We start from the raw sequence: 22,558 nt of genomic DNA, 5'->3' as shown, positions 1-22,558 counted from the left end.
AACCCAATGCGAGATCATCACGCTCCCCCTTTTTGCGCCATTAGTCAATTGTCGAAACTTCTGCTGCGTGAAGGTCAGCGCGTCGAACCCGCGTACCACGAGGCCGCTGCGGTCATTTCGTCACGCGTCATATTGCGCGCGATATTGCGCATTTGTTCTGAGATATCGTTATGCCGTGCGCCCGACGCAAACGCCAGCAGTTGCGCCTGTGTATAAGCGGCCGGCAAGCCTTCTAGCCACGGTGTGCCAGCCTTGTGGTCGATGCCGCCATGGCAAGCCGCGCATGCCGGGATATTACGCAGCGGCGCACCGTGCGCGACGATTCCCGGCGCATCGGCGAGATCAAGCCCTCGGCCTGCCACCGGACGCGGCAGCGACGCGTAGTATGCCGCCAGATCGCGCATGTCCTGATCGCTGAGGTTCAGTGTCATCGGCGACATGACAGCGTTCGTGCGCGCCCCGCTCTGGAAGTCCCGCAACTGCTTGTAGACCACGATCGCGTATTGCCCCGCCAGATTTGGCGAATTTGCTCCGCTCATGCCGCGCTCGCCATGGCACATCGTGCAGCGCAGCGCGAGCGTGGCACCCCGTCCGATCGACGAGGCCGTCGCGCCCGCAAGCAATTGCGGCGTCACCTCGACCTTGCTGAACTGCATCTGCGACGCATTCGGCGCATCATTGGCAAGCCACTGTTGCGGCACGCCCGCCGCGCTGCAGATCGCATTCCAGAGCCCCTGGAACTGCGCGTCGCGCTGCACCGATGGCAGCCACACGAAACCGACCACCACGCTGAACACGAACACCACGGCGGTGACGCCAACGCTTGCCGCGAACCACGGGTTGCGCAATGAGAACAGGCGTTCGTCGCTCATCGCTGGGCTCCAATCGGAATCACGGGCACGGTGTCGCCCCGTGCCATCAACTGTGCAATTGGATAGCCGTAGTTGAGCACCGTGAGCGCGATCATCAGCGTGAGCCATAACGCAAAACTGTTGAGCGCCACCGGCACGGTGCGCGGCTCGTGCACCGCAGTGCTGAAGCGGTATTCCTCCGGCGGCGCCGCCTGACTGCGATGTCCCTGGATCAGCACCGCGAAGAACACGATCGCCGAGAGCACGAGAATGAAGCCGCCGATCGCCGACATCATCACCCAGATCGCCTGCGCCGCGATCTCTGGATCCGTATAGTCGTAGTACGCCATGCGCCGCGGCATGCCGAGAATGCCGACCCAATGCCACGGAAAAGTCAGCATGACCATGCCGATGAACCACAGCCACAATTGCAGGCGCATGAGCTTCCAGTTCGTCATTGCGCGGCCCGTGATCTGCGGCCACAGATCGTAGGCGATGGCGAAGTACATGATGACGATCGCGCCTGCGTAGATCAGGTGGAAGTGCCCGGTGATCCATTGCGTGTTATGGATTGTCGAGTCGAGCTGGTAGCTCATGTTGATGAGCCCGCCCGCTCCGCCGAAGCCGAGCATCACGAATGAGAGCGAGAGCGCCAGCATCTGCGGATTGTCCCACGGCAAAACACGCAGCCAGCCAAAGGCGCCCTTGCCACCGCGCAAACGCGCAGCGATCTCCACCGACGCGCAAATAGTAAATACCGTCAGCAGCGTCGGCACTGCCACCATCGCTGTGAAGACCGATTGCACGAACTTGAAGCCCGCGCCCACCTGCGGATCGGCGAAAAGATGGTGCATACCGATCGGCATGGCCAGCACGAGAAACAGAACGAACGCGATGCGCGCCATCGTATCGCTGTAGAGCCGCCCGCCAATCGCGCGCGGTACGATCGTGTAGAACGCGATATACGCGGGCATCAGCCAGAAGTAGACGATGGCGTGCAGCGTCCACGAGAAGAACACGCGCGCGAGGCCCGCGTCGATCGTCGTCGTCCAGCCGAAGGCGGCCGGCAGAATCTGGAAGATGATTTCGATGGCCGCGCCCACTGCCGTCCAGCCCCACAGGTACGAACCGGCTACGGTCGCGAACATCGGCAGCGGCACGGGCTGGCCGGGATGGCCGCGTTTCCACGCCGCGAGATTCACCGACATCAGCGCTACCCAGATCCACGAGCCCACCACCACCAGCACCACGCCGAGGTAATAGAACACGTTACCAATCATCGGCGGATAGAATGTGTAGAGTACCGAGGCAAGTCCGAGCGCCACCGTAATCGACGCCATCACCGCGCCCGCAGCCACCAGCCAGAATCCGATCCACGCCCAACGCACCCCGACGAGCGCGCGTTTGAGCGACAGTTCGGTGACCGCGTAGCCGAAGCCCATCGCGACGAGCGTCGGAAACACGTAGCCCATCACGGTGCCGTGTTCGGTTACCGAGCGATAGTAGATCTCGGGGTCGCGCAGCCACGGATGCAACGGACTGCGCACGTACATCTGCCATGCGCCGAGCAGAAGTGCGGCGCCGAACACGCCAAACGCGAGCCAGAAATGCGAGAGTACGAGCCGCCGGTTATTTAACACAACTGATTCTCCGCGAAGTGGCTGCCATTTGCATGAACGCGTTTTTGTCGATGACCTTCACGTGTGCCCACATCCCCTGGTGTCCTGTTCCGCAATACTCGTGACAGGGCATCAGGTGATCGCCGGTTTGCGCGAAGGTGGTGCGAAACGTAGAGATATAGCCGGGTTCGACCATCGAGTTGATATTGGTGTGGGTGACGAGCAAGCCGTGTACGACATCCGCGCTCGTCGCGCGGAACGTGATCGGTACGCCGGCCGGCACGAGCAGGCATTGCGGCGTGAACGAGTACTGCTGTGCGACGATGCGCAGCGTCACCGAGCCGTCGGGCTCCACTGCGCTGCCCAGATTGCTCTCGATAAATTCGCCGGACACGTTGAGCGTGGTGGGGTCGATGGTCTCGACGCGCGAGGGCGGCATGGCCGACCAATGCAGGCCGGTGAAAATCACGACTGCGATGGTGCTCGCGATAAGCAGCACCGCGAGAAACGCCCAGCGCCGCTCGACGGTTGCTGCGACTTTGGCCGAGGTGTGCGAGTCGGGAACGGTAGGGTTCGACATGTCGCCGTCTGGTTAGATGAATGAGCCGTTCATTGAACGACGCCGCACGGCAGGAATACGAGGAAGTAGAACGCGTACCACATGCCGATCACGATGGCCGTTGCAATGCCGGCCACCACGATCGCGCCGCGCGGACCACGCCTCACGATCTCGTCGACGCGCTCGACTTCAGGCGGTTCGTTACCGCTGCTGGGGACAGGGGAATTGATCATCGCATCCTCAGAAGAGGGTTACCGAGCGCAAGGTGTTGACATCTTTCTCCGTAACCGGTGTACCGCGATTGCCCCACGCGGTGCGGATATACGTGACGACCGCCGCGATCTCCGCATCGGAGAGCGACTGCGCGAATGGCGGCATGCCATACGGCATGGGGTTCTTCATCGTGCCCGGCGCGTAGCCACCGTTGAGCACCATACGGATCGGATTCACGGAAGACGTCATCTGGATAGACGGGTTGTTCGCGAGCGGCGGGAAGTTCGGCAGCCTGCCCTGCCCCTCGTCTGCATGACACAACGCACACTGCGCGGCGTAGATCTTCTTGCCGAGCGGATAGAGCCGGTTCTTTTCTTCGGTCTGCGCGCTCGTGAATGGTGTGCTGCCCGCTTTCGCTGAATGTTCCGGCAGCGCCTTGAGGTAGACGGCGACCGCACGCACATCGTCTTCGCTCAGGTACTGGAAGCTGTCGTAGACGACTTCGGACATGGGTCCATACACCGCGCCACGGTTCGACACGCCAGCATGCAGCAGACCGACGATATCGTCGATGCTCCATTCGCCAAGACCCGCTTCGTTGTTCGAGGTCAGCGAGGGTGCGTACCAGTCCTGAATCGGAATCAATCCGCCCTGGAATTCCCTGGACTTCGTATTGCCCCCGAGCGCGTTGATCTGCGTGTGGCACATCGCGCAGTGGCCAAGGCCTTGCACGAGATACGCGCCGCGGTTCCATTCGACTGATTTCGATGGGTCAGGCCTGTATGCCCCCACTCTGAAGAAAAGTGTTCGCCAGCCCACCAGCAATTGCCGCTGGTTGAACGGGAAGCGCAACGCGTGAGGGCGATCCGGCTGGTGGACAGGCGGCGTCGATTGCAGGTAGGCGTAGATCGCGTCGGAGTCCTTGCGCGTGACCTTGGTGTACGACGCGTAAGGCATCGCCGGATACAGCAACTCGCCGTCCCTGGACTTACCTTCATGCAACATCCGGTAGAACTCGTCGGCGCTCCAGTTGCCGATTCCCGTTTCCTTATCCGAGGAAATGTTGGGTGAATAGAGTGTGCCGAACGGTGTGGCCATGGGGCGCCCTCCACCGAAAAGCTTGTCGCCGGGAATCGTGTGGCAGGCGATGCAGTCGCCAGCGCGCGCGAGGTATTCGCCACGCGCGATTACCTCGGCGTCAGTGTTCGCGGGCGCTGGAATTCGCGCTTGCGCAAGCGGCACACCGAGCCCGGACATGACGCCGCACGTCAGCATCGCAAGCGCGGTCAATCCCACAGACGCCCTGCTCTTGAAGTAGCGATGACTAAGCACGTGGTACACGGATGAGCCTCGCCTAGTTGGGAATGCTGCCGCACGCGAGCGGCAGCTTTAGCGAGCCCGCCCCGGCAGGCGTCGGATTCGCGGGCGCGGGCAGCGACGCGAGCCACGCGGCAATCGCGGTGATGTCGCTGTCTGAGAGACGCGTCGCGATCTCACGCATGCAATCGGGGCTCGCCGCGTGGCGCGTGCCGTAGCGGAACGCACCGAGCTGTGCGCTCAGGTAATCGGCGTGCAGACCCAGCAAGCCAGGGATCGCGGGCTCCATGCCCGTGAGTGCCGCACCGTGGCAACTCGCGCATGCAGGCACGCCACGCGCCGCTTCGCCGCCAGTCGCGAGCGACTTGCCGTGCGCGAGCGTCGCGGCATCGAGCGTTGGCGCGCCCGGTTGCGGGAACGGTGGACGCTGGCTCGCGAAATACTCGGCGATCTGCTTGAGGTAGGGATCGGGCAAATACGCCAGCAGGTAGTTCATCGGTGGGTATTTGCGCTGGCCGTCGCGAAACGCGATCAACTGGTTATAGATATAGCCCGCGGGCTTGCCGGCGAGGCGCGGAAAATAGTCGTTGCCGGTACCTTCGCCGTGCGCACCGTGACACGCTGCACAGCCCAGCACGCGGGCCTGCATCGTGTCGGGTGCTGGCTCTGCTGCCGGTGCGGCCGCAAACGCGGACACGCCCGTGCGCATGGCGAGCACCACCAGCACGGCGATGAACAATATGAAACGCTGCATCAACGGCTTCCTCGTACGCGGTTGTCCCGGCGGAGGCTCTGCCTCGGCCGACCACCGTTTAATGGAAAGAACGCAATACGGGGGTGCCTGCGCCAGGCATCACTCCCTGTCCCGTAGGCGCAGCAACCCCATCAGGACTTCATCGCGATAGGCGACGAGGTCCTGCTGGGAACGCGACTGAACTTCCTCGTGCACGCCCTTGATTACGGTCGCACGCACCTCGGGAGTGAGTTCCGGCGTTCCGAGTACATGCCACCACTCCGTGAGCGGCCGGGTGAACTGGTCGAAGAAATGCTCGATGCCGCCTTGACCGCCGCCGAGGTGATACAGAAGGCTCGGCCCCATGATTCCCCAACGCAGTCCTGGCCCCCACGAAACAGCGGCGTCGGCATCGCCAACGCTGACGACGCCTTCTGCGATGAGGTGCACGACTTCACGAAAGAGCGCTGCCTGCAAGCGATTGGCGACGTGGCCTGGAACCTCCTTGTGCAAGCGGATGGTTCGTTTGCCAAGGCCACAATAAAACTCGGTGACGCGTTCAATAGTCTCTTCCGAGGTTTGTGCGCCGCCCACAATCTCTACCAGTGGAATCAGATGCGGCGGGTTGAACGGATGGCCGATCACGCATCGTTCGGGATGCTTCAGGCAAGCGGATTGAATCTCGCTCATCGTCAGGCCTGACGAACTCGACGCGATGATCGTCTCCGGCGCCAGCGCCTCATCGAGACGGCGGTAGAGATCTTTCTTGAAGTCGATCCGTTCGGGACCATTTTCCTGAATCAGATCGCTGCCGGCGACGGCCTCGTCGAAGTTGTCCGTAAATCCAAGCTTCGCAGGCGACGCGCCGGGTACCACACCCAGTTGCTCGAGCGCGGGCCACACGGCCGCGACAAAATCGTCGAGCTTTTTCTGTGCGTCAGGGGCGATGTCAGTCGCGACCACGTCCAGACCTTTGGCGAGAAACAGCGCGGCCCAGCTCGCGCCGATAACACCGGTTCCGATGATGGTGACGCGTTGGATTGGCTTGGTTATTTTCGTCATGGCAGTCGGCTTCCAAAAGATCAAACGAACGCGCTGAAGCCACTGATCGCCTTGCCGACGATCAGCGAATTCATTTCACGGGTACCTTCGTACGAATAGAGCGCTTCCGAGTCGGCCATGAAGCGGGCAACGTTATAGTCGAGCACGATGCCGTTGCCGCCCAGTACCTCGCGCGCCCAGCCCACCGTCTCGCGCATGCGGACCGTACAGAATGCCTTGGCGAGCGAGGCGTGCTCGTCCTTCAGCTTGCCCTGGTCCTGCAGTTGCGCGAGACGCACAACCATGCACTGCGAGGCAGTGATATTGCCGAGCATCTTCGACAGCAGATCCTGGACCATCTGGAACGAGGCGATCGGTTTGCCGAACTGCTCGCGCGTCTGCGCGTATTTGAGCGCGTTTTCGTAGGCGCCCATGCTGCAACCGACAGATTCCCACGCGACATACTGGCGTGTCAGGCGCAGCACGCGGGCGGTGTCGCGAAAGCTCGCGTCGCCCTGCAACCGGTTCTCTTCGGGCACGCGGCAGTTCTCGAGCGTGATGACACCGTTTTGCACGACGCGCAACGCGACCTTGCGCTCGATCTTCGCGACCGAAAATCCCGGCGTACTGTTGTTCTCAACGACGAAGCCCTTGACCTGATTGTCGTCGACGTCGCGGGCCCAGATGATGGAGAGATCGCACCAGGTCGAATTGCCGATCCAGCGCTTCTGTCCGTTGAGTACCCACGTATCGCCTTCCCGCTTTGCGGTTGTCAGCAGACCGCCGCCGGCGCCTGAGCCGACCAGCGGTTCGGTCAGCCCAAAGCAGCCGATCTTTTCGAGGCGCACCATCGGCGGCAACCACTTCTGTTTTTGCTCTTCCGAGCCGCCGAGGTAGATCGATCCCATCGCGAGACCGCTATGCACTCCGTAAAACGTCGCAATCGAAGCGTCGACCCGCGCAAGCTCCATCGCAATGAAGCCGTCGAACAACGTACTGCCTCCCGGGCAGCCATATCCTTCGAACCCGACGCCCGCGATGTTCAGTTCGCGAATGCCGGGAATCAGCTCGAACGGAAATCGGTCTTCTGCCCAATACTCGTTGATGACGGGCGCCACCGTCTCTTCCATGAAGCTGCGCACCTTCCCGAGGAGCGTACGTTCCGCTTCGCTCAGGATCTGATGGATCATGTAAAAGTCGCTGTCGGGTGCCGGCAGCGCGTGGGCTGGCTGTTTGTCTGACATGGCGTGTCTCGCTCTGATGAATGGGGACGACTGCGGGTCCAACTACCGGTCCAGGTAGTTGTAGACGACCTCGGCTTTACCGAGCGACAGATCCGTCAGCAGATGCACGGCCGACAGCACCTCGAGCACCGGGAGCTTCGCGACGGGCGCGAAACAGTGCGGATGCAGTTCGAGGGAGGCCGGACCCGTCCACGCCCCCTTCACCGTCAGGTCCTCGACGTAGTACTTGACGAGCTCGCAGACGCGCGGCGTGCAGTCGACGTCCGGCAGGATCTTCAGCAGAAAACCAGGCGCTTCGAGCGTCTTGCGGACCTCGGCGAGATCGAGCGGCTTGTATTTGTAGGCCATCGTCGCGGTCGCGACGCGCACGCCGTTGTAATCGAGCGTGCCGACCAGCGCGTCCTTGCGCACCTCGAGCTTCGGTTGCGCCAGCACCTTGGGGAAACCCAGCAATTCGCGGCCGGATGCGATGCCCGCCTCGCTGTCGAGATACATCGCATGCGTGAAGCCGCCTGCAAGGCCGTTGAACGTGACCGGGATCACCTGACCGGACTCCGTGTACGAGCCGAGCCCGCTCGAGTCGGGCATGTTGATGAATTCGTACTTGACGATCGGCTCGGCCGGCATGAGTGGCGCCGGGACTACGCGCGCCAGCGCTTCCGGATCAGTGCGATACGTGATGATCACGAATTCCCGGTCCACGAACCGGAACGGGACCTTGGGATAAGCGGGACTCGTCAACGGCATCGCGTAGGCGGATGCACGCACTTCGTTTTCAGTCATGGAACGCTCTCAAGTTGCCGTGCGATGCGCGACGCGCCGAACGGTGGTGGATTCGATCAACAGTACGAAATGCCCTTACCTACGCCTCCTCCGTGAAACGCGCGACCGCGCCCGCATCGTTCAGGCGTGCGATCTCGGTTTCGTTGAAGCCAAGATCCTTCAGGATTTGCGTGCCGTGTTCGCCGAGTCGCGGCGCCGCTGTGGGCTTCACCTTCGGCGCACCCAACACCTGAATCGGATTGCTCACGGTGCGGGTTTCAATCCCGCCCGGCAGTTCGAGCGGCACGACGATCCCGTTGGCCTTCAACTGAGGATCCTCGATGATCTCCTTCGCCACCTGAACGACACCGAAGATCACCCGGCCCGCGTCAAGCACCTGTTTCCAGTGCGCGAGCGGCTGGCTCGCGAACATCGGGTCGAGAATCTCGACGAGCTGCGCGGCATTGGCAATGCGCGTGTCATCGGTGAAGCGCGGATCTGCGAGCAGTTCGGGCTTGCCGATCGCGTTACAGAAGCCTGGCCAATCCTTGCGTTGCGCGGCGACCAGCAGAATCCATCGCCCGTCGGAAGTTTGATACGGGTTGAGCAGCGCATTAGGCGGCGATTTGCGATCGTGCTGCGGGAAGAAGTGGCCGCCGTTCAGACCACCTTCGACCCACGCGGCCGCCGCCCAGATGCCGTTGGCGATCAGCGATGTCGACACGTGGCTGCCCTTGCCGGTGGTGGCACGCACGTAGAGCGCCGTCACGATCGCCGCGTAGAGTGTGGTCGCCGTCGCGTGATCGCCAATGCCCGGAATTGGCAGCGTTGGCGGGCTGCCAGCGTCGTGCGTGACTTCCATCAGGCCCGAGCGCGCCCAATAGGCCGTGACGTCAAAGCCAGGCGTGTCGGCTTCCGGGCCTTCGGAGCCGTATCCGGTGATATCGGCATAGATAAGCTTCTCATTCAACGGTGCGAGCGCTTCGTAGGTGCAGCTGAGCGCCGCCTTGACGCGTGGCGGAAAATTGACGACCACGACGTCAGCCCAGCGCACGAGACGTTGCAGCACTTCTTTTGCATCGGCGGACTTCAGGTCGACAGCAATGCTGCGCTTGTTGCGGTTCGTCAGTTGCCACGCGTAGTTGACATCGCTGGTCGGGTTCGGCGGCATCGCCGAGAAGTAGCGGTAAACGTCACCGGTGCCCGGCGGCTCGACCTTGATCACGTCGGCGCCGAAGTCGGCGAGGATCGTCGTTGCAGCGGGGCCGGCAATGTAGCTCGCAAGATCGAGCACCTTCAGACCGGAAAAGATGTGATTGCCGGCTGTCATCAAGCCATCTCCTGAGAATGGTTTCGCCGTCGGCTTCCCGTTTCATATGCGGGCCGTGCCCGGCAGAGACGTTGCGCGTGTCTGAACGGCGGATCGCTATCGGCCTTTGAATAACGGTGGCCGCTTATCGAGGAAGGCTTTTGTGCCTTCTGCCTTGTCTTCTGTTGCTGCGCACAGGGCAAACAATGCCCGCTCAAGAGCCAGCCCTTCGGCGAGCGAGCCATCGAGGCCACGATTCACCGCCTCGATCGCATAGCCCACGGCGAGTGGCGCATTGGCATTGATCTGCGCGAGGATGGCCCGGGCGCGGTCGATCAGCGTCGCGGGCTCCACGATCTCGTTGACGAGGCCGACGCGCAGCGCTTCTTCGGCGGAAATCATTTCACCGGTGAGGATGAGTTGCAGGGCCACGCCCTTGCCGACGAGACGTGCAAGGCGCTGCGTGCCACCAAAGCCCGGGATGAGGCCGAGCTTGATCTCAGGTTGGCCGAATCTGGCCTCCGGTGTTGCCAGCCGGATCGTGCAGGCCAGCGCGGTCTCGCACCCGCCGCCCAGCGCCAAACCGTTCACCGCGGCAATCACCGGCTTGCCGAGATGCTCGACGAGATCGAGCAAGGCCTGCCCGGCGCTCGCCTGCCGCTCCGCCTCGACCGGCGTTGCGACGGCCAGTTCGCTGATATCCGCGCCTGCAATGAACGCGCGCTCCCCTGACCCGGTGATGATGACGCCGCGCACCTCCATGTCGGCGCGGGCGCTTTCGAATGCCATGGTCAGTTCGCCGATGGCCTCGTGGTTCAGCGCGTTGAGGACGTTGGGGCGATTCAGCGTGACCAGCGCGACCCCGTCGCTCTTTTCATAGATAATCGTTTCGAAAGCTTCCAGGTCAGGCATCTGTACCATGAGGCTGAACACTCCGCAGAACGACATGAATCGTGCGCGATACGCCCACGATGATCGAGATGATTCGAGCTCACTGACTGCTCGCCAGCCGGTTGATTTCCAATTTATCACCGGCGTTTCGGTCGACGCATTGGCGAAATAAACGAAATTCATTGGAAGTTTTCACAGTCGGCCTGCTACGAGGACTTGCGTGCCCCGCCCAACAGGACGTCAAACGGCGCATGGGTCAGCTCTTTGTGAAAATCCACAAGATGTCCAAGCGATTTCCACGAATATTTCGCGCGGCTCGCGCGGGTATAGTGCCGGTTCCCTAAGAGCATCGTCCGCCTGCTCCTGCGACGACTGAGGTGGATCGTTTTGATGAGAATGCCGACCATCAGCAATCGCTTACGCGAAAAGACCACTGCGCTGGCGAAACTCGCTGCGTCAGTTACTCTGCAACGTCCTCTTCCATTCGCCGCATGATGCGAAGTCTTTTCGCAAGACAGCGGAAGCGCTCGGCCTCGACTCAGTCGCACCACGCATCCCGCTGGCACTCGACGTCGACATGACAGCGATCGATTCACGCACAAGGGACGACACGCTCGGCCGCATTGCACTGGCCGCATCCCGGCACCTGAAAGTAGCGCCCGACGATCTCGTGCGTGCCAGGCACCGCGAGCGTTTTATCATCTGGGCGCCCTGCGCGCAGGGGAAAGTCCATCACCCGGAGCGACCGCCTCATGGCTGACCGCGCCTTCCATCTTGGGCTCGCATTGCCGCACGTTCAGCGAATCGGAGTCGGCCAGATGAACGAAGACGCCCGCGGTTGGGCACTCTCCGCCGAGGAAGCGCTGAAAGTCCCCGATTTCACTTCGCGAGGTCACGACAGGAAGAAGGTCTCGCTGTATTCGTCTATCGTTATGGCCGAATGCGCCCGTCAAACCGACACCGCGTCGCGCTACCTGACTTCGCTCCCGCAGCAGATATCCGGCGAGCCCAAACTCGTATCGACGCTTGAAGTCTATCTGGAGCAAAATCAGCGCCGAAGACGAACAGCGCTTGTGCCGGGCATTCCCCCCAACACGCTGAACTGCCGGATCGAACGTATCGAATCTCTGCTGGGAGCCAGTCTCGATGATGTCGGCTGGATTTCGAAGCTCGATATCGCGTTCAAGCTGCGCCGTTCCATGCTGGCTGACTGCTGACAGTCGGCAATGGCCGGAAGATAGCCGGTCCATCCCCGGCGTCGTGTGACTATCGTATAGTGTCTTGCCGTCGGGCATCGCTGACCGATGTCCAACGCGCGCTGGCTCAAACCCATCTCCAGGGACGAATACCACAATGACAGTCAGCATCCCAACGATCAGCGAACGCTTGCGTGAGCGCACCGCGCTGCTTGCCGCGAACCCGGCGGCCGTAATTGATCGCGTCTATGAAATGCTGATGGGCATGGAGGGCTACAAGACCCTCGCGGCATCGGTCAAGAAGGATATTTCCGCATCGATCGATTTTTCGGCCAGGTTGTGGTTTCAGTCGCTTCTATCCGGCAATCTGCCATCAGCGGACGACATGGAACACTTCCAGGAGTTCGGCCGCCGGCGCGTTCACCAGCGCGTACCGCTGCAGGCCGTGCTGCGGGCGTTCCGCCTGGGGTCGCGGGAAATCTGGCGCGCCTACATCGAGCTGGGGGAGAACGATCGAACGCTGGTCGACGAATTGCTGTTCAGCATCTCGCCCTACCTCTTCGACTACTTCGACGTCATGGCCCAGGACATCACTCAAAGCTATCTCGAAGAGCAGTACCAACAGGCACGCTGGCGGGCCGCATTGTCTCATCAGCTTTACAGCATCGTCTTTCATTCGCCTGACGATTACGCTGGATTTCGGGAAACCGCGGAAGCGCTTGGCATCGACTCCACTGCGCCACGCGTGGCGCTTGCCGTCGACATCGACCTCTCAACTCACACTTCGTACGAGCGCGAGCGGGAACTCGACCGCATCGCGCTTGCGTCAGCCCGTCATCTCAGTGCCGCACCGGACGATCTGGTGCGCGCCTGGCATCGTGGCAGGATGATTCTATGGGTGCCTTGCGTGCGCGGCGATTCGATCAATCGAACCGATCGTCAGACGACTGAACGGGCCAACGCGATAATCGGTGCGATACGGGAGATTCGTGGCATCGGCATAGGCCTGATGAACGAAGGCGCGTCGGGTTGGTCTGCCTCTGTCGACGAAGCGATCAGAGCATTGGACTTCGCATCGAAAGAGCAAAGCCAGCCGCATGTGGCGACATATTCAAGCATCCTCATTGAGGAATGCGCACGCCTCTCGTCGAATGCCCGGCGCTACCTCGTCTCGCTGCTCGAACAGCTATCCCACGAACCTGAACTCGTCACGACGCTGCAAACCTACTTCGAACAAGGACAGCGGCGCGGACAATCGGCCACCGCACTGGGTATTCATCCGAACACACTGGACTACAGGATCGAACGCATCCAGACGTTGCTTGGGGCGAGCCTCAACGACGTCGGCTGGATTGCGAAGCTCGACATTGCCCTCAAGCTGCGCGGGGCGGCCAGGTAACATCCGGCCACAGCAGTCAATCGTCGATTGGGTCACGTTCGATGCTGGCGCGATACGCCGGTATGACGAAAGCCAGTATCATTCGATTTCCATTAGCCGGTACATTCGCCCCGAACACACGTGGGCGAGTTACCGGATCGCCTCGACGGATTGGCAACCCCGTCAATACGCAGTACGCGTCCATCCGCGCGAGGCCGATTCCTCAAATCTGGTCCCCATAGTGGACAGAACACACCTTACTCCAGCAAACGGTTAATGACTTCGAGGATTAGGATTCGAGGACGGCGCCGCGCGTGGGGCGCGAATCCGGTGCCACCGGCATCAACGCGCCGCGATGGAGACGCTTCGTCATCCGAAATTTCTTGTTGTGAATGGTGGATCCTGACGCCAGGGATAACCAAAGCTTCGCAGTTCTTCCCGTCGAACCCGTGCCCTGACCTCTTGCCTGCCACCCGGTTTCCTGCCCTGTCCCGCGACCGTAGTCGGGGGCGGGCCGGCATCAAGGGGCGAGGGACCGCGTTGCCCGCACCATCCCTCGCCTCTTTCCTTGACACCGCCCCGCCCCCGGCTCCCTGGGTCGCACGGGCAGGAAACAGGGTGGCAGGCAAAAGCAGAAGCCAACCCCGAGTTCCACCGGGAAGGTTTCCCGCGTAAGCGCCAAGGCCATCCCACAGCCCGTACGTCAACTCTTTTTGCTGTGGAGATAGTCATGCAACTCACTTCCTCTTTCCGTTATGGTTCCCCGATGCTTCGTGCCGACTCGCCCCTGTCGGACGACCAGATTCTGCGCGCCGCCCCGTCCATCTTCGCAGACGGCAAGCATGCAAGCCGCTCGGAACGCTACACCTACATTCCCACCATCGACGTGCTGCGCGGTCTGCGCAACGAAGGCTTCCAGCCGTTCATGATCTGTCAGACCTGCGTGCGCGATCAGGACAGACGCGAATATGCGCTTGCGCTGCTCCCGCGCCGCCACCGCCGCCGCACCGACAAGCCGGTTCCCGGCAATTCCTGCGACCCGATTCGCCATCCGGTCCGCGAGCGCGACGAGCGACGCTTCGTTGAATGTCGCCAGCGCGGCCTGATACCTCGCTTCGTGTTCCCGGGTCATGTCCTCAGCCAGCTGGATCGTCGCCTTGCAACGCGCCAGCGCGTCACGATGCCGGTGCATCAGCGCATCGGTCGCCTCCCCGGCCTCCCGGCGTACGGCACCGAAACTGTCGCCCCCGGCTTTGCGGATACAGTCCGGCATCGCTTCGTAAAGTCGCGTGTAGTATTCGAGTGCCGCGAGTACTGACCATAACGCATCGTTGTCCCGCAGCTTCAGCGCACCAGAAATCCGCCGCAGACGCAGGAGACTGGCATCGTCAGGCAATTCACCCGTGACATCGAGAAACAGACGGGCGAGCGCATCCGGCGGCTTCGCCCGCCTGTTACGCATTCACCGTCACCTTCTCGAACATCGCATCGCATAGTGCCCGCCAGCGCAGCAGTTCCGCCCGCTCGCCAATATGCATCGTTTCCGCCGCCTCACTGATCGACAGGCGTTGACTGCGAAGCTCATCGGCGACCCGATCCGCCAGATCGGGAAAATCCAGCGAATGGCCCCGCGCTTCGATGATTTTACGGAGCTGGGATACCTGATAGAGCGAGAACTGCTCCGGCGCACCAAAATACCCATTGCGCACAACGTGCGTGATCGCGTCAGGAAATGTCCGCCTGAAGGCATTCAGCAGTTCGAGACTGTCGCGCTGCCGGTTGATCACCCACAGCACAACCAGTTCGCGCTGCAACTCACGCAACGTTCCGGCCAGCGTCGCGCCGAACTGTGCGACGCCCGTCTGACTGCGCGCGGCCGTATTGACCACGATGACCGCGTCGCGATTCTCGTCGCAGAAATTGACCAGGCCAATCCAGCCGTTTGCATCGTCCAGGCTATAGGCAATACAACGCATCCTGTCCTGAACAGCTTTCATCACATCCGGATTGGAGGTATCGGTTTCGACGAGCGCTGCATGGATTTCATGCCGTTGCAGATAGTCGGCCAAGGCAAGTGCGACAAAACTCTTTCCTACACCGCCCTTGCTGCCACCGACCAGATAGATAGGGTAAGTCGTCGTGTCCATCTGAATCCTCTATAGGTTCTCGGTATCGGGCTCGATCTCGAATGAGAACGCATCCCGCATCACCATGGTTCCCGGCCTGTTGCCGACTTTTTCCCCATCCTGCTTCGGATTCGCGCGGGTGTTGTCTGCGCGTGGCGCGTCGTCCTGACTGATCTTTATCGAGCGATGTATTGGCCCGGCATTGCTCCGTGCGACTTTGCTGGCTGACTGCCGGGATGGCCTGTTCTTTTTTGGAGGATATAACGCGTACCTGACAGAACCTACGCTGAACTCAACGCCCTTTCCCTTTGCATGTTCAACGATGTCTTCCAGCGTATAACCCTTCTTTCTGACGGCGCCGATCAACGCCCGCATCTCTTTCATTGCATCGGTAATAGCAACGCGCTGCTCGGCCTCCGGCTTGACTGGAAGTGACTCGAGAGAATGGATCAGTTCATCCCACTGTGCCCGCGTATAGCTCTTCGCAACCGGCATGACTCGCTCCAGATCACTCCCGTCATTTCATCCTGCTCACATGGGAAAGACCCGTCAATACCCCTTGCCTGAGCGAAGCCGCTTCACTGGAACGCTACGGAATCCAGCGGATCGAACCAGAACAAGAGGAATATTTTTAAGCTGTCGTGCATGAGCAACGCCCCCGGATGGACGTCCCTCAGACAGCCAACGAACAGACGCAGACGGTCACCGCGGCCACACCGACACGGGTCGTATCAGAAATCGCCATCCGGGCCAACCGGATGTACGTGATGCCCTCACGGAATATCTTTCGCATCCAGCAGACTAGCAAGTGGTCGCCCGCACCTCGCCAGAGCGACGGCACCGACTCCAGAAAAATAAAGGTCCGATGGAATAGCTCCCATCTCACGGACTCAGGACATGAAATTGACGAACAGCATCGGCCAGCCTCGCAGACTCGCGACAGTCAGCCGTCCGCCACTACTGAGCTATCGCACAGAATCGTTCCGTACCGCGTGCAGACCCGATCCATTTATCTCACAGACTATGTGGCGTTGCTCACGAACACCTGGACTCTACGGCGCAGACATATCCGGCTGACCTCACCGAAAGCGTTTACGCAAGGACATCAAAAACAATATAAAAACAAGGGATCGCAGGATAGGCTTGCGCCGGTTTCAGGCACCATCACGATACTCCAGTGCAAAGCTCGGCATATCCACAATCGATACTTAACACAAGCCATGAACCTGGTACGTGGCGCAGTTTCCTCTCCTCCATCGACATATGACGAGCGATCGATTTGGGCTTTACTTCCTCGTTTCCTCGTACGGGAAGGATCAAATCTCGTACAGATAGTCACTACACTGTCAAATGCAGCCAAATTTATATGATGTAGCGGATTCGCAAATGGGTCGGATATCCGGCACCATTCTTCGCTCGCTTATCTTTTCTACCAGACGGTCCGTCTCCACTGCATCCCGGGTCCTGCAGGAATGCTGCAGATTGCCATTCCAGCAGCAACTCTGCTTGTCATCGGACCATCATCCATTCACCAATCTCATGCACCGCCTCACCGCTACAACTGCAAGAGTTTCAGCAGAGCCTTTGCCGCGGAACCCGACGACGCAGGGTTCTGACCCGTAATCAACCGGCCGTCGGTCACGACGAAATCATTCCAGTCGCCGCTCTTCTCGTAGAGACCGCCGAGCCGCTTCAGTTCGTCCTCCACAAGGAACGGCACAACTTGAGTTAATTGCACAGCCTCTTCCTCCGAATTGGTGAAACCCGTCACGCGCTTTCCCTTGACGAGCGGCTGCCCCTGGAAAGTCGTCTTTTTCAGCACGGCGGGGGCATGACAGACGGCCGCCACCGGCTTGCCGGCGTTGTAAATGCGTTCGATCAACCGGATCGAATTGGCGTCGTTGACCAGGTCCCACATCGGACCATGTCCCCCCGGATAGAAAACCGTATCGTAGTCGTCCGCATTGATGTCGGCGAGCTTTACCGTACTGGCAAGCACCTTTTGCGCGGCAGGGTCTTTCTTGAAACGTTCCATTGACACGGTCTGGTTGCCCGGTTCATCGCTTTTCGGGTCGATCGGCGGCTGACCGCTCTTGGGCGACGCCAACGTGATGTCGACTCCTGCATCCTTGAACACGTAATACGGGGCCGCGAATTCCTCCAGCCAGAAGCCGGTTTTCTTTCCGGTATTGCCAAGCTGGTCATGCGAAGTCAAAACCATCAGGATCTTCATTGGCTATCTCCACGAGTGAGGTAAACGTCTCTTGCACGCTGCCGGCCCAAAAACGCGTTCGACATCCGCCAATCGTTCGAAGCCTATCGATTGCCTCATACGAGCCGGCCTCGATACCGGGCGAATCTCAACGGCGGGACGTTTCGTGACCATTCGCCGCAGCACGAACTGCCATGACTTTAGCGTAGCCGTTCGAGGTAGCAAAGGAAAGTACTACCAAGGTATGAGATCGGATACCGAAGGTGTCGGCCAGCCCTATCGATCCGCGGCATGTCCCGCGGCAACGTCTACCCACGCGCCGATATCGCCGTACCGGGTTTCCCCTATACCAATACGAAGGTATGTTGCTTCACCCACACGCGATCACTAGGATCGACCTTGTCGAATCGACTGACACTTCAACACGGCTTCCTGCAAGTTTCCACCCTGCACCTAATCGACCTGAGGAGACTGAGATGGTCAACGATAGATCTGCCGGCGGAAGTAGCCTGGCACAGCCAACAGATATGAACGGGCTCGAGTACCCAGACGATAGCGATATGGCTACGTCACAGGAAGCCCAAAGTTCCCGGTGGCGACATGTCATCCTCATGCTGAATGTCGACTGGAATTCGCGAGGAAATGCGTTGTCCGTGACCACAAGCCGGCGATTTCCCGCGGCGCGCAACGAGATAAGCCACGCCACCATCCGGATTCTCGATCGCCCCTCTCCCACGTCCGCTGTCATATCGTGGCGCGATCCAACGGGAAGCAGCTATGGATATCAGATATGGAAAATGCGCCTCGCCCACGAAGAAGGGCTATGCGCAATCTCCGGCATTCCGATAAACAAGGGTGACGTCATATTTCGCCCCGTCGATCGAGGGCGGTATCCCGGGAATGCGTCGGCAATGATTCTCGCCACGTATATCGAGGAGCCGAACTGCTGGCTGAATGCGCTTTTGCGAGAAACGTGAACTCTTCGCCTGTTCTTCCAGCCGTGCCTATTTTCGTCGATATGGATGATGTGGCTCATCCGGCCGAATGCGAGACCGAGCAGCTTGAATACGGGTTAACCGTCTCGACGAACCCGAGGTTGGGCCATGACGTTAGTCACGTTGATCGATGATGACGAAGCTGTACTCGAATCGCTTCCGGATCTGGTGAAGGAGTTCGGCTACCCTGTTGTCGCATTCGCTTCGGCGGAGACATTTCTCCTTTCGGATGCAGTCGATCGAACCGCTTGCCTGATTCTCGATGTCACGATGCCCGGCATGGCCGGCCTCGAGCTTTGGCAAAAATTGAAGCGCCGCGACGAAGCGATACCCGTGATCTTCATTACCGCGTGCAGGGACGAGGCGCTTCGTGCCCATCTGCTTAGGCAGGGCGCATGCGATTGTCTCTTCAAGCCATTCAGCGACAACGCACTTCTCTCGGCAATCAAAATCGCACTGGGCGAGGCGTGACCCACGACGAAGAGTGAGCGCAACCGCGCGTTCCAGTCGCTCCATTTCTCATGGCCTCTGCAGCATCTCCGCGTCGCCACGCTGCCGGCGTACCCGTTCGCCGCGAACCCGATCTGTTACTGCCACGCAAAAGTGTTTGGTCACGCAGGGTATTCGAGCTTGATGGAGAGAGCAGTAAATTGCCTACTCATCGGGAGCGCCAATCCAGCAGGCGGACGACCCGAAATACATCATCAGGAGAGTTCATCATGAGCGAATCGCAGAAAGTCGTCGTCATTACCGGTGCATCGCAAGGCATCGGTGCCGAACTGGTCAAGGCCTTCCGTCAGCGCGGTCACCGAGTGGTCGCGACCGCGCGCACCATCAAGCCGTCCGATGATCCCGACGTCGTTACGGTCGCCGGCGACATTGCCGATCCGGCCACCGCGCGCCGCGTGATTTCCGAAGCCGTTGCGCGTTTTGGCCGTGTCGACACGCTCGTGAACAACGCGGGCGTCTTCATCGCCAAGCCGTTCACGAGCTATACCGCCGAAGACTACGCGGTTAAAACCGGCGTCAACCTTGCCGGCTTCTTCAACATCACGCAGCTTGCCGTCGCCGAAATGGAAAAGCACTTGAGCGGCCATGTGGTCAGCATCACCACGACGCTCGTCGAGCATGCAGTCAGCGGCGTACCATCGGTGTTGGCGTCGCTCACCAAGGGCGGCATTTCCGCCGCCACCAAATCGCTCGCGATCGAATACGCGAAACGCGGCATCCGCGCAAACGCCGTCTCGCCGGGCATTATCAAGTCGCCGATGCACGCGCCGGAAACGCACGCTGCACTTGACGCGCTGCATCCCATCGGCCACATGGGTGAAATGAGCGACATCGTCAATGCGGTGCTGTACCTCGATTCCGCGCCGTTCGTGACCGGTGAGATCCTGCACGTCGACGGTGGCCAGAGCGCGGGGCACTAAACGTCACCATGCATTATTGAACATATGAGGCGCCGGCTGCCCGGCACCTCTACTTCACTCACAGCCAAGGAGAGCAGCATGCCCATCGTCACGATTCAGGTCACCCGCGAAGGCACGAAGCCTGGCGCCACGTCGGTCACGGCGGAAGAGAAAGCCCAGTTGATCGAGGGTGCGAGTCAGTTGCTGCTCGACGTGCTGAACAAGCCCTTTGAGGCAACGTTTGTGGTTATCGAAGAAGTGGATACCGATAACTGGGGCTGGGGTGGTCTGCCTGCTCTCGAATATCGCCGTCAGCGGGCGAAAAAACCGGGTTGATCCGCCTTCCGATCCCGCGTTGGTCCTGTGCGATGCCGGGAATAGCCGGCATTCAGAACTCACCGTAGGCGGGAATGGAAAATGCGAAGCTGGCTCCTGGCCCATCCTTCGGCAGGGTTGCCCAAAGGCGACCACGGTGGCTCTCGATGATGGAGCGGCTGATCGCAAGACCAATCCCCATGCCATCGTTCCGGGTTGTATAAAAAGTGTCGAAGAGCCGTTCCGCGTCCCGAGGGTCGAATCCGACACCTGAGTCCCGTACGGTCAGACGGACCGCTGCATCCGATTCGGATTCGGTCCTGATCAGCACGCATCGCGGCCGGTCATCCACGCTGCTCATCGCATCCGCGGCATTGCGCAACAGGTTCATGATCACTTGCTGTACCTGCACGCGGTCGCCGCCGATGCAAGGAAGCGAGCCCGCAAACTCGGTGCGCAAAATCACGCGCGCGCGGTCGAGATCGCTCTGCAACAGAGCAATCACTTCGCGGGCGGCATCGTTCAGGTCGACGGCCTCGATCGTCGCGCTGCGCTTGCTGAAAAGCGTACGCAACCGGCCGATAACATCGGCCGCGCGATTACCGTCACGAATGGTCCGCCGAGCTGTTTCGCGCGCACCCTCCATGTTCGGCGGCTCGGTGCCGAGCATGCGCAGGCAGGTGCTGGCGTTGGTGACGATACCCGACAACGGCTGATTGACCTCGTGTGCTATCGACGCAGTCAGCGCCCCCAGGCTCATGATCCGCGCGACGCGCACAAGCTCCGAGCGCGCCTTGTCGAACGCCTCCCCGGCGAGCCGGCGCTGGGTGATATCGAGCGCCGCGCCGATGTACTCCAGATTGTCCGGATGATCAGTAGACCGATGTGCAATCATATGCACGTACTTCACTGACTGGTCGGGCATCATGAGTCGATGCTGGCACTCGAGGTCGCGCTCGCCCCGCCTCGCCCGTTCGATGATGTCCAGCACCGCGCCTCGATCGTCCGGATGGATGCGCGAAGCCACGAACCCGGACCTCACGCGCCGCCCCGATTCGAGTTCGAACATCCGGTAAATCTGCTCTGACCAGACGATGTTCCCGGTCGCGACGCGCCATGAGAAGTTGCCCATCTTCGTCAAACGCTGGCCCTCGGCGAGAAATGCTTCGCTGCGCTGCAGCTCCTCCTCCGCTCGCTTACGGTCGTCGATATCGGTGTTGATGCCGTACCATTTGACGATGTTTCCGTTGCCGTCCCGCATTGGGCTGACCCGAAACAGAAACCATCTGTACTGCCCGTCGTGACGCCTCAGCCGCGCCTGCGCCTCGCCCTGCGAACCACGGGCCAGTACCGACTGCCATGTCCCGGAGAGATCATGGAGATCGTCCGGGTGAACCGCCGCCGTCCAGCCCCAATCCCGTGTTTCGGAGACCTCGCAGCCCACATAATCAAGGTAATACTGATTGAAGTACTCGGCGGAACCGTCGAGCCGAGCCGACCAGACTTGCGCCGGAATCGCGTTGATGATCTCGTTCAGATTGCGTTCGCTGACCCGAAGGACCTCCTCGGCCCGTTTCTTCTCGTCAATATCGATCAACAGATGAAACCAGCGAAGAATACCGCCTTGCCGGTCACGCAACGGAAAACCCCGGACGTTGTACCAGCGGTAAACACCGTCCGCTCGCCGGTGCCGGCTCTCGACGTTATACGCCACGCCTTTTACGTGCGCGTCGGTCTGCGCGGCAATCGTTGCCGCCAAGTCCTCCGGATGAACGACTTCATCGCTCTTCCAGTCTTTGAGTACTTCCAATGACTTTCCGAAATAATCGAGCGTAAGCTGGTTGAGCCCTTCGACTTCGCCAGTCGGTGTCGTCACCGCGACAGGAACGGAAATGCTGTCGACAATCAACTGGAAGTCGAGCGCGCGACGCTTCAGCGCTTGCCTGGCACACTGGAGTTCTTCGATATCGTTGGCGACGGCGCACCAACGGACAATCTCTCCGTCAGGATCGCGTATCGGATTGGCTCGAATGACAAACAGGCGGCACCGGCCATCGAAGCGGCGTACACGCACCATCATGTCGCCGGGCTTTCCGGTGACCAGAATCGCGGCCCAACGTTCGAGCCATGCCGACAGATCGTCGGCACTTACCGCGTCCTTCCAGTGCCAACCCTGTGGCTGATTCCAGTCATGGCCGGTATATTCCAGCCAGCTTCGATTCACGAAGTCGATACGGCCGTCGGGCAGCGCAGTCCAGACCATCGCGGATAGCGCGTCCAGCACCACGCCGAGGTCGATCGCCAATCCCATCGTTCTTCTGGTATTCGGGAGCATATGGCATGCCTTTGCAAAAGACTGTCTTCGCGATATCGTGACGCCCGGCACAA

22 protein-coding genes and 2 pseudogenes are annotated in these 22,558 nt (G+C 60.5%); 7 read left to right on the top strand and 17 right to left on the bottom strand.

The genetic code is table 11. The features are described from left to right. Positions 1–74 precede the first annotated feature (74 nt). From F3J19_RS03700 to F3J19_RS03650, 11 genes are all read right to left on the bottom strand, one after another. Complete coding sequence (locus tag F3J19_RS03700) at positions 75–872, bottom strand: c-type cytochrome (RefSeq protein ID WP_167037778.1); 798 nt, start codon at positions 870–872, stop codon at positions 75–77. After that, complete coding sequence (locus tag F3J19_RS03695) at positions 869–2,491, bottom strand: b(o/a)3-type cytochrome-c oxidase subunit 1 (RefSeq protein WP_167037776.1); 1,623 nt, start codon at positions 2,489–2,491, stop codon at positions 869–871. The genes F3J19_RS03700 and F3J19_RS03695 overlap by 4 nt, the downstream gene beginning before the upstream one ends. Further along, positions 2,481–3,050: a cytochrome C oxidase subunit II gene (locus tag F3J19_RS03690; protein WP_167037774.1), complete on the bottom strand. Its 570-nt coding sequence runs from the start codon at positions 3,048–3,050 to the stop codon at positions 2,481–2,483. The genes F3J19_RS03695 and F3J19_RS03690 overlap by 11 nt, the downstream gene beginning before the upstream one ends. Before the next feature lie 29 nt (positions 3,051–3,079). After that, positions 3,080–3,262, bottom strand: coding sequence for a hypothetical protein (locus F3J19_RS03685; RefSeq protein ID WP_167037771.1), 183 nt, complete (start codon positions 3,260–3,262; stop codon positions 3,080–3,082). Positions 3,263–3,269: 7 nt separating this feature from the next. Continuing rightward, positions 3,270–4,499, bottom strand: coding sequence for a cytochrome c (locus tag F3J19_RS03680; RefSeq protein WP_240158694.1), 1,230 nt, complete (start codon positions 4,497–4,499; stop codon positions 3,270–3,272). Positions 4,500–4,596: 97 nt separating this feature from the next. Continuing rightward, on the bottom strand, positions 4,597–5,268 hold the full coding sequence (locus F3J19_RS03675) for a c-type cytochrome (RefSeq protein WP_240158722.1): 672 nt from the start codon (positions 5,266–5,268) through the stop codon (positions 4,597–4,599). Positions 5,269–5,412: 144 nt separating this feature from the next. Then, on the bottom strand, positions 5,413–6,345 hold the full coding sequence (locus F3J19_RS03670; protein WP_205998908.1) for a 3-hydroxyacyl-CoA dehydrogenase NAD-binding domain-containing protein: 933 nt from the start codon (positions 6,343–6,345) through the stop codon (positions 5,413–5,415). A 29-nt stretch (positions 6,346–6,374) separates the two neighbouring features. Next, on the bottom strand, positions 6,375–7,577 hold the full coding sequence (locus F3J19_RS03665; RefSeq protein WP_167037765.1) for an acyl-CoA dehydrogenase family protein: 1,203 nt from the start codon (positions 7,575–7,577) through the stop codon (positions 6,375–6,377). A 42-nt stretch (positions 7,578–7,619) separates the two neighbouring features. Continuing rightward, positions 7,620–8,360: an acetoacetate decarboxylase gene (locus F3J19_RS03660; RefSeq protein WP_167037762.1), complete on the bottom strand. Its 741-nt coding sequence runs from the start codon at positions 8,358–8,360 to the stop codon at positions 7,620–7,622. A gap of 79 nt (positions 8,361–8,439) precedes the next feature. Beyond that, positions 8,440–9,669 carry a CoA transferase gene (locus tag F3J19_RS03655; RefSeq protein ID WP_167037759.1) on the bottom strand — a complete coding sequence of 410 codons (1,230 nt, stop codon included), beginning with the start codon at positions 9,667–9,669 and terminating at the stop codon, positions 8,440–8,442. Between the two features lie 96 nt (positions 9,670–9,765). Beyond that, on the bottom strand, positions 9,766–10,722 hold the full coding sequence (locus tag F3J19_RS03650) for an enoyl-CoA hydratase-related protein (RefSeq protein WP_240158693.1): 957 nt from the start codon (positions 10,720–10,722) through the stop codon (positions 9,766–9,768). 569 nt (positions 10,723–11,291) lie between these two features. Here F3J19_RS03650 and F3J19_RS03645 point away from each other — a divergent pair. Continuing rightward, a complete protein-coding gene (locus F3J19_RS03645) occupies positions 11,292–11,756 on the top strand; it encodes a helix-turn-helix domain-containing protein (RefSeq protein ID WP_167037755.1) in 465 nt (154 codons plus the stop codon). A gap of 136 nt (positions 11,757–11,892) precedes the next feature. Then, positions 11,893–13,134 carry a helix-turn-helix domain-containing protein gene (locus tag F3J19_RS03640; RefSeq protein WP_167037752.1) on the top strand — a complete coding sequence of 414 codons (1,242 nt, stop codon included), beginning with the start codon at positions 11,893–11,895 and terminating at the stop codon, positions 13,132–13,134. Positions 13,135–13,150: 16 nt separating this feature from the next. Here F3J19_RS03640 and F3J19_RS03635 read toward each other — a convergent pair whose 3' ends face one another. After that, the gene (locus F3J19_RS03635) at positions 13,151–13,318 is read right to left on the bottom strand and encodes a DUF3331 domain-containing protein (protein ID WP_240158692.1); all 168 of its coding nucleotides are present in this window, start codon (positions 13,316–13,318) and stop codon (positions 13,151–13,153) included. Positions 13,319–13,843: 525 nt separating this feature from the next. Here F3J19_RS03635 and F3J19_RS03630 point away from each other — a divergent pair. Continuing rightward, a pseudogene (locus F3J19_RS03630) lies at positions 13,844–14,083 on the top strand (DUF932 domain-containing protein); the annotation flags it as partial. On the opposite strand, the pseudogene F3J19_RS32510 reads toward F3J19_RS03630, so the two are convergent. From F3J19_RS32510 to F3J19_RS03615, 4 genes and pseudogenes are all read right to left on the bottom strand, one after another. Next, positions 14,069–14,575 (bottom strand): annotated as a pseudogene (locus F3J19_RS32510) (hypothetical protein); the annotation flags it as partial. The pseudogenes F3J19_RS03630 and F3J19_RS32510 sit on opposite strands and share 15 nt — an antisense overlap. Beyond that, positions 14,568–15,260, bottom strand: coding sequence for a P-loop NTPase (locus F3J19_RS03625; protein WP_167037749.1), 693 nt, complete (start codon positions 15,258–15,260; stop codon positions 14,568–14,570). The pseudogene F3J19_RS32510 and the gene F3J19_RS03625, both read right to left, overlap by 8 nt. A 9-nt stretch (positions 15,261–15,269) precedes the next feature. Beyond that, on the bottom strand, positions 15,270–15,734 hold the full coding sequence (locus tag F3J19_RS03620) for a hypothetical protein (RefSeq protein ID WP_167037746.1): 465 nt from the start codon (positions 15,732–15,734) through the stop codon (positions 15,270–15,272). Positions 15,735–16,794: 1,060 nt separating this feature from the next. Beyond that, positions 16,795–17,472 carry a type 1 glutamine amidotransferase domain-containing protein gene (locus F3J19_RS03615; protein ID WP_167037743.1) on the bottom strand — a complete coding sequence of 226 codons (678 nt, stop codon included), beginning with the start codon at positions 17,470–17,472 and terminating at the stop codon, positions 16,795–16,797. Between the two features lie 539 nt (positions 17,473–18,011). Here F3J19_RS03615 and F3J19_RS03610 point away from each other — a divergent pair. The 4 genes from F3J19_RS03610 (at position 18,012) to F3J19_RS03595 (ending at position 20,191) form a co-directional block, all read left to right on the top strand. Further along, positions 18,012–18,428, top strand: coding sequence for a DUF3331 domain-containing protein (locus F3J19_RS03610; RefSeq protein ID WP_167037740.1), 417 nt, complete (start codon positions 18,012–18,014; stop codon positions 18,426–18,428). Positions 18,429–18,554: 126 nt separating this feature from the next. After that, positions 18,555–18,917, top strand: coding sequence for a response regulator (locus F3J19_RS03605; RefSeq protein WP_167037737.1), 363 nt, complete (start codon positions 18,555–18,557; stop codon positions 18,915–18,917). A gap of 248 nt (positions 18,918–19,165) precedes the next feature. Beyond that, a complete protein-coding gene (locus tag F3J19_RS03600; protein ID WP_167037733.1) occupies positions 19,166–19,876 on the top strand; it encodes an SDR family oxidoreductase in 711 nt (236 codons plus the stop codon). A 78-nt stretch (positions 19,877–19,954) separates the two neighbouring features. After that, the gene (locus F3J19_RS03595) at positions 19,955–20,191 is read left to right on the top strand and encodes a 4-oxalocrotonate tautomerase family protein (RefSeq protein WP_167037730.1); all 237 of its coding nucleotides are present in this window, start codon (positions 19,955–19,957) and stop codon (positions 20,189–20,191) included. 52 nt (positions 20,192–20,243) lie between these two features. On the opposite strand, the gene F3J19_RS03590 is transcribed toward F3J19_RS03595, so the two are convergent. Next, complete coding sequence (locus F3J19_RS03590) at positions 20,244–22,481, bottom strand: PAS domain S-box protein (RefSeq protein ID WP_167037727.1); 2,238 nt, start codon at positions 22,479–22,481, stop codon at positions 20,244–20,246. Positions 22,482–22,558: the final 77 nt, after the last annotated feature.

This window comes from Burkholderia sp. Ax-1724 (assembly GCF_011752995.1).
Taxonomy (GTDB): Bacteria; Pseudomonadota; Gammaproteobacteria; order Burkholderiales; family Burkholderiaceae; genus Paraburkholderia.
This window is presented reverse-complemented; position numbering and strand designations above follow the sequence as displayed.

Excerpts from the sequence above, each read along its gene's own strand:
- F3J19_RS03700 (WP_167037778.1), bottom strand. The coding sequence starts at position 872 with ATGAGCGACGAACGCCTGTTCTCATTGCGCAACCCGTGGTTCGCGGCA.
- F3J19_RS03690 (WP_167037774.1), bottom strand. The coding sequence starts at position 3,050 with ATGTCGAACCCTACCGTTCCCGACTCGCACACCTCGGCCAAAGTCGCA.
- F3J19_RS03685 (WP_167037771.1), bottom strand. The coding sequence starts at position 3,262 with ATGATCAATTCCCCTGTCCCCAGCAGCGGTAACGAACCGCCTGAAGTC.
- F3J19_RS03680 (WP_240158694.1), bottom strand. The coding sequence starts at position 4,499 with ATGTCCGGGCTCGGTGTGCCGCTTGCGCAAGCGCGAATTCCAGCGCCC.
- F3J19_RS03675 (WP_240158722.1), bottom strand. The coding sequence starts at position 5,268 with ATGCGCACGGGCGTGTCCGCGTTTGCGGCCGCACCGGCAGCAGAGCCA.
- F3J19_RS03665 (WP_167037765.1), bottom strand. The coding sequence starts at position 7,577 with ATGTCAGACAAACAGCCAGCCCACGCGCTGCCGGCACCCGACAGCGAC.
- F3J19_RS03660 (WP_167037762.1), bottom strand. The coding sequence starts at position 8,360 with ATGACTGAAAACGAAGTGCGTGCATCCGCCTACGCGATGCCGTTGACG.
- F3J19_RS03655 (WP_167037759.1), bottom strand. The coding sequence starts at position 9,669 with ATGACAGCCGGCAATCACATCTTTTCCGGTCTGAAGGTGCTCGATCTT.
- F3J19_RS03650 (WP_240158693.1), bottom strand. The coding sequence starts at position 10,722 with ATGAATTTCGTTTATTTCGCCAATGCGTCGACCGAAACGCCGGTGATA.
- F3J19_RS03645 (WP_167037755.1), top strand. The coding sequence starts at position 11,292 with ATGGCTGACCGCGCCTTCCATCTTGGGCTCGCATTGCCGCACGTTCAG.
- F3J19_RS03640 (WP_167037752.1), top strand. The coding sequence starts at position 11,893 with ATGACAGTCAGCATCCCAACGATCAGCGAACGCTTGCGTGAGCGCACC.
- F3J19_RS03635 (WP_240158692.1), bottom strand. The coding sequence starts at position 13,318 with ATGGACGCGTACTGCGTATTGACGGGGTTGCCAATCCGTCGAGGCGAT.
- F3J19_RS03625 (WP_167037749.1), bottom strand. The coding sequence starts at position 15,260 with ATGGACACGACGACTTACCCTATCTATCTGGTCGGTGGCAGCAAGGGC.
- F3J19_RS03620 (WP_167037746.1), bottom strand. The coding sequence starts at position 15,734 with ATGCCGGTTGCGAAGAGCTATACGCGGGCACAGTGGGATGAACTGATC.
- F3J19_RS03615 (WP_167037743.1), bottom strand. The coding sequence starts at position 17,472 with ATGAAGATCCTGATGGTTTTGACTTCGCATGACCAGCTTGGCAATACC.
- F3J19_RS03610 (WP_167037740.1), top strand. The coding sequence starts at position 18,012 with ATGGCTACGTCACAGGAAGCCCAAAGTTCCCGGTGGCGACATGTCATC.
- F3J19_RS03605 (WP_167037737.1), top strand. The coding sequence starts at position 18,555 with ATGACGTTAGTCACGTTGATCGATGATGACGAAGCTGTACTCGAATCG.
- F3J19_RS03600 (WP_167037733.1), top strand. The coding sequence starts at position 19,166 with ATGAGCGAATCGCAGAAAGTCGTCGTCATTACCGGTGCATCGCAAGGC.
- F3J19_RS03595 (WP_167037730.1), top strand. The coding sequence starts at position 19,955 with ATGCCCATCGTCACGATTCAGGTCACCCGCGAAGGCACGAAGCCTGGC.
- F3J19_RS03590 (WP_167037727.1), bottom strand. The coding sequence starts at position 22,481 with ATGGGATTGGCGATCGACCTCGGCGTGGTGCTGGACGCGCTATCCGCG.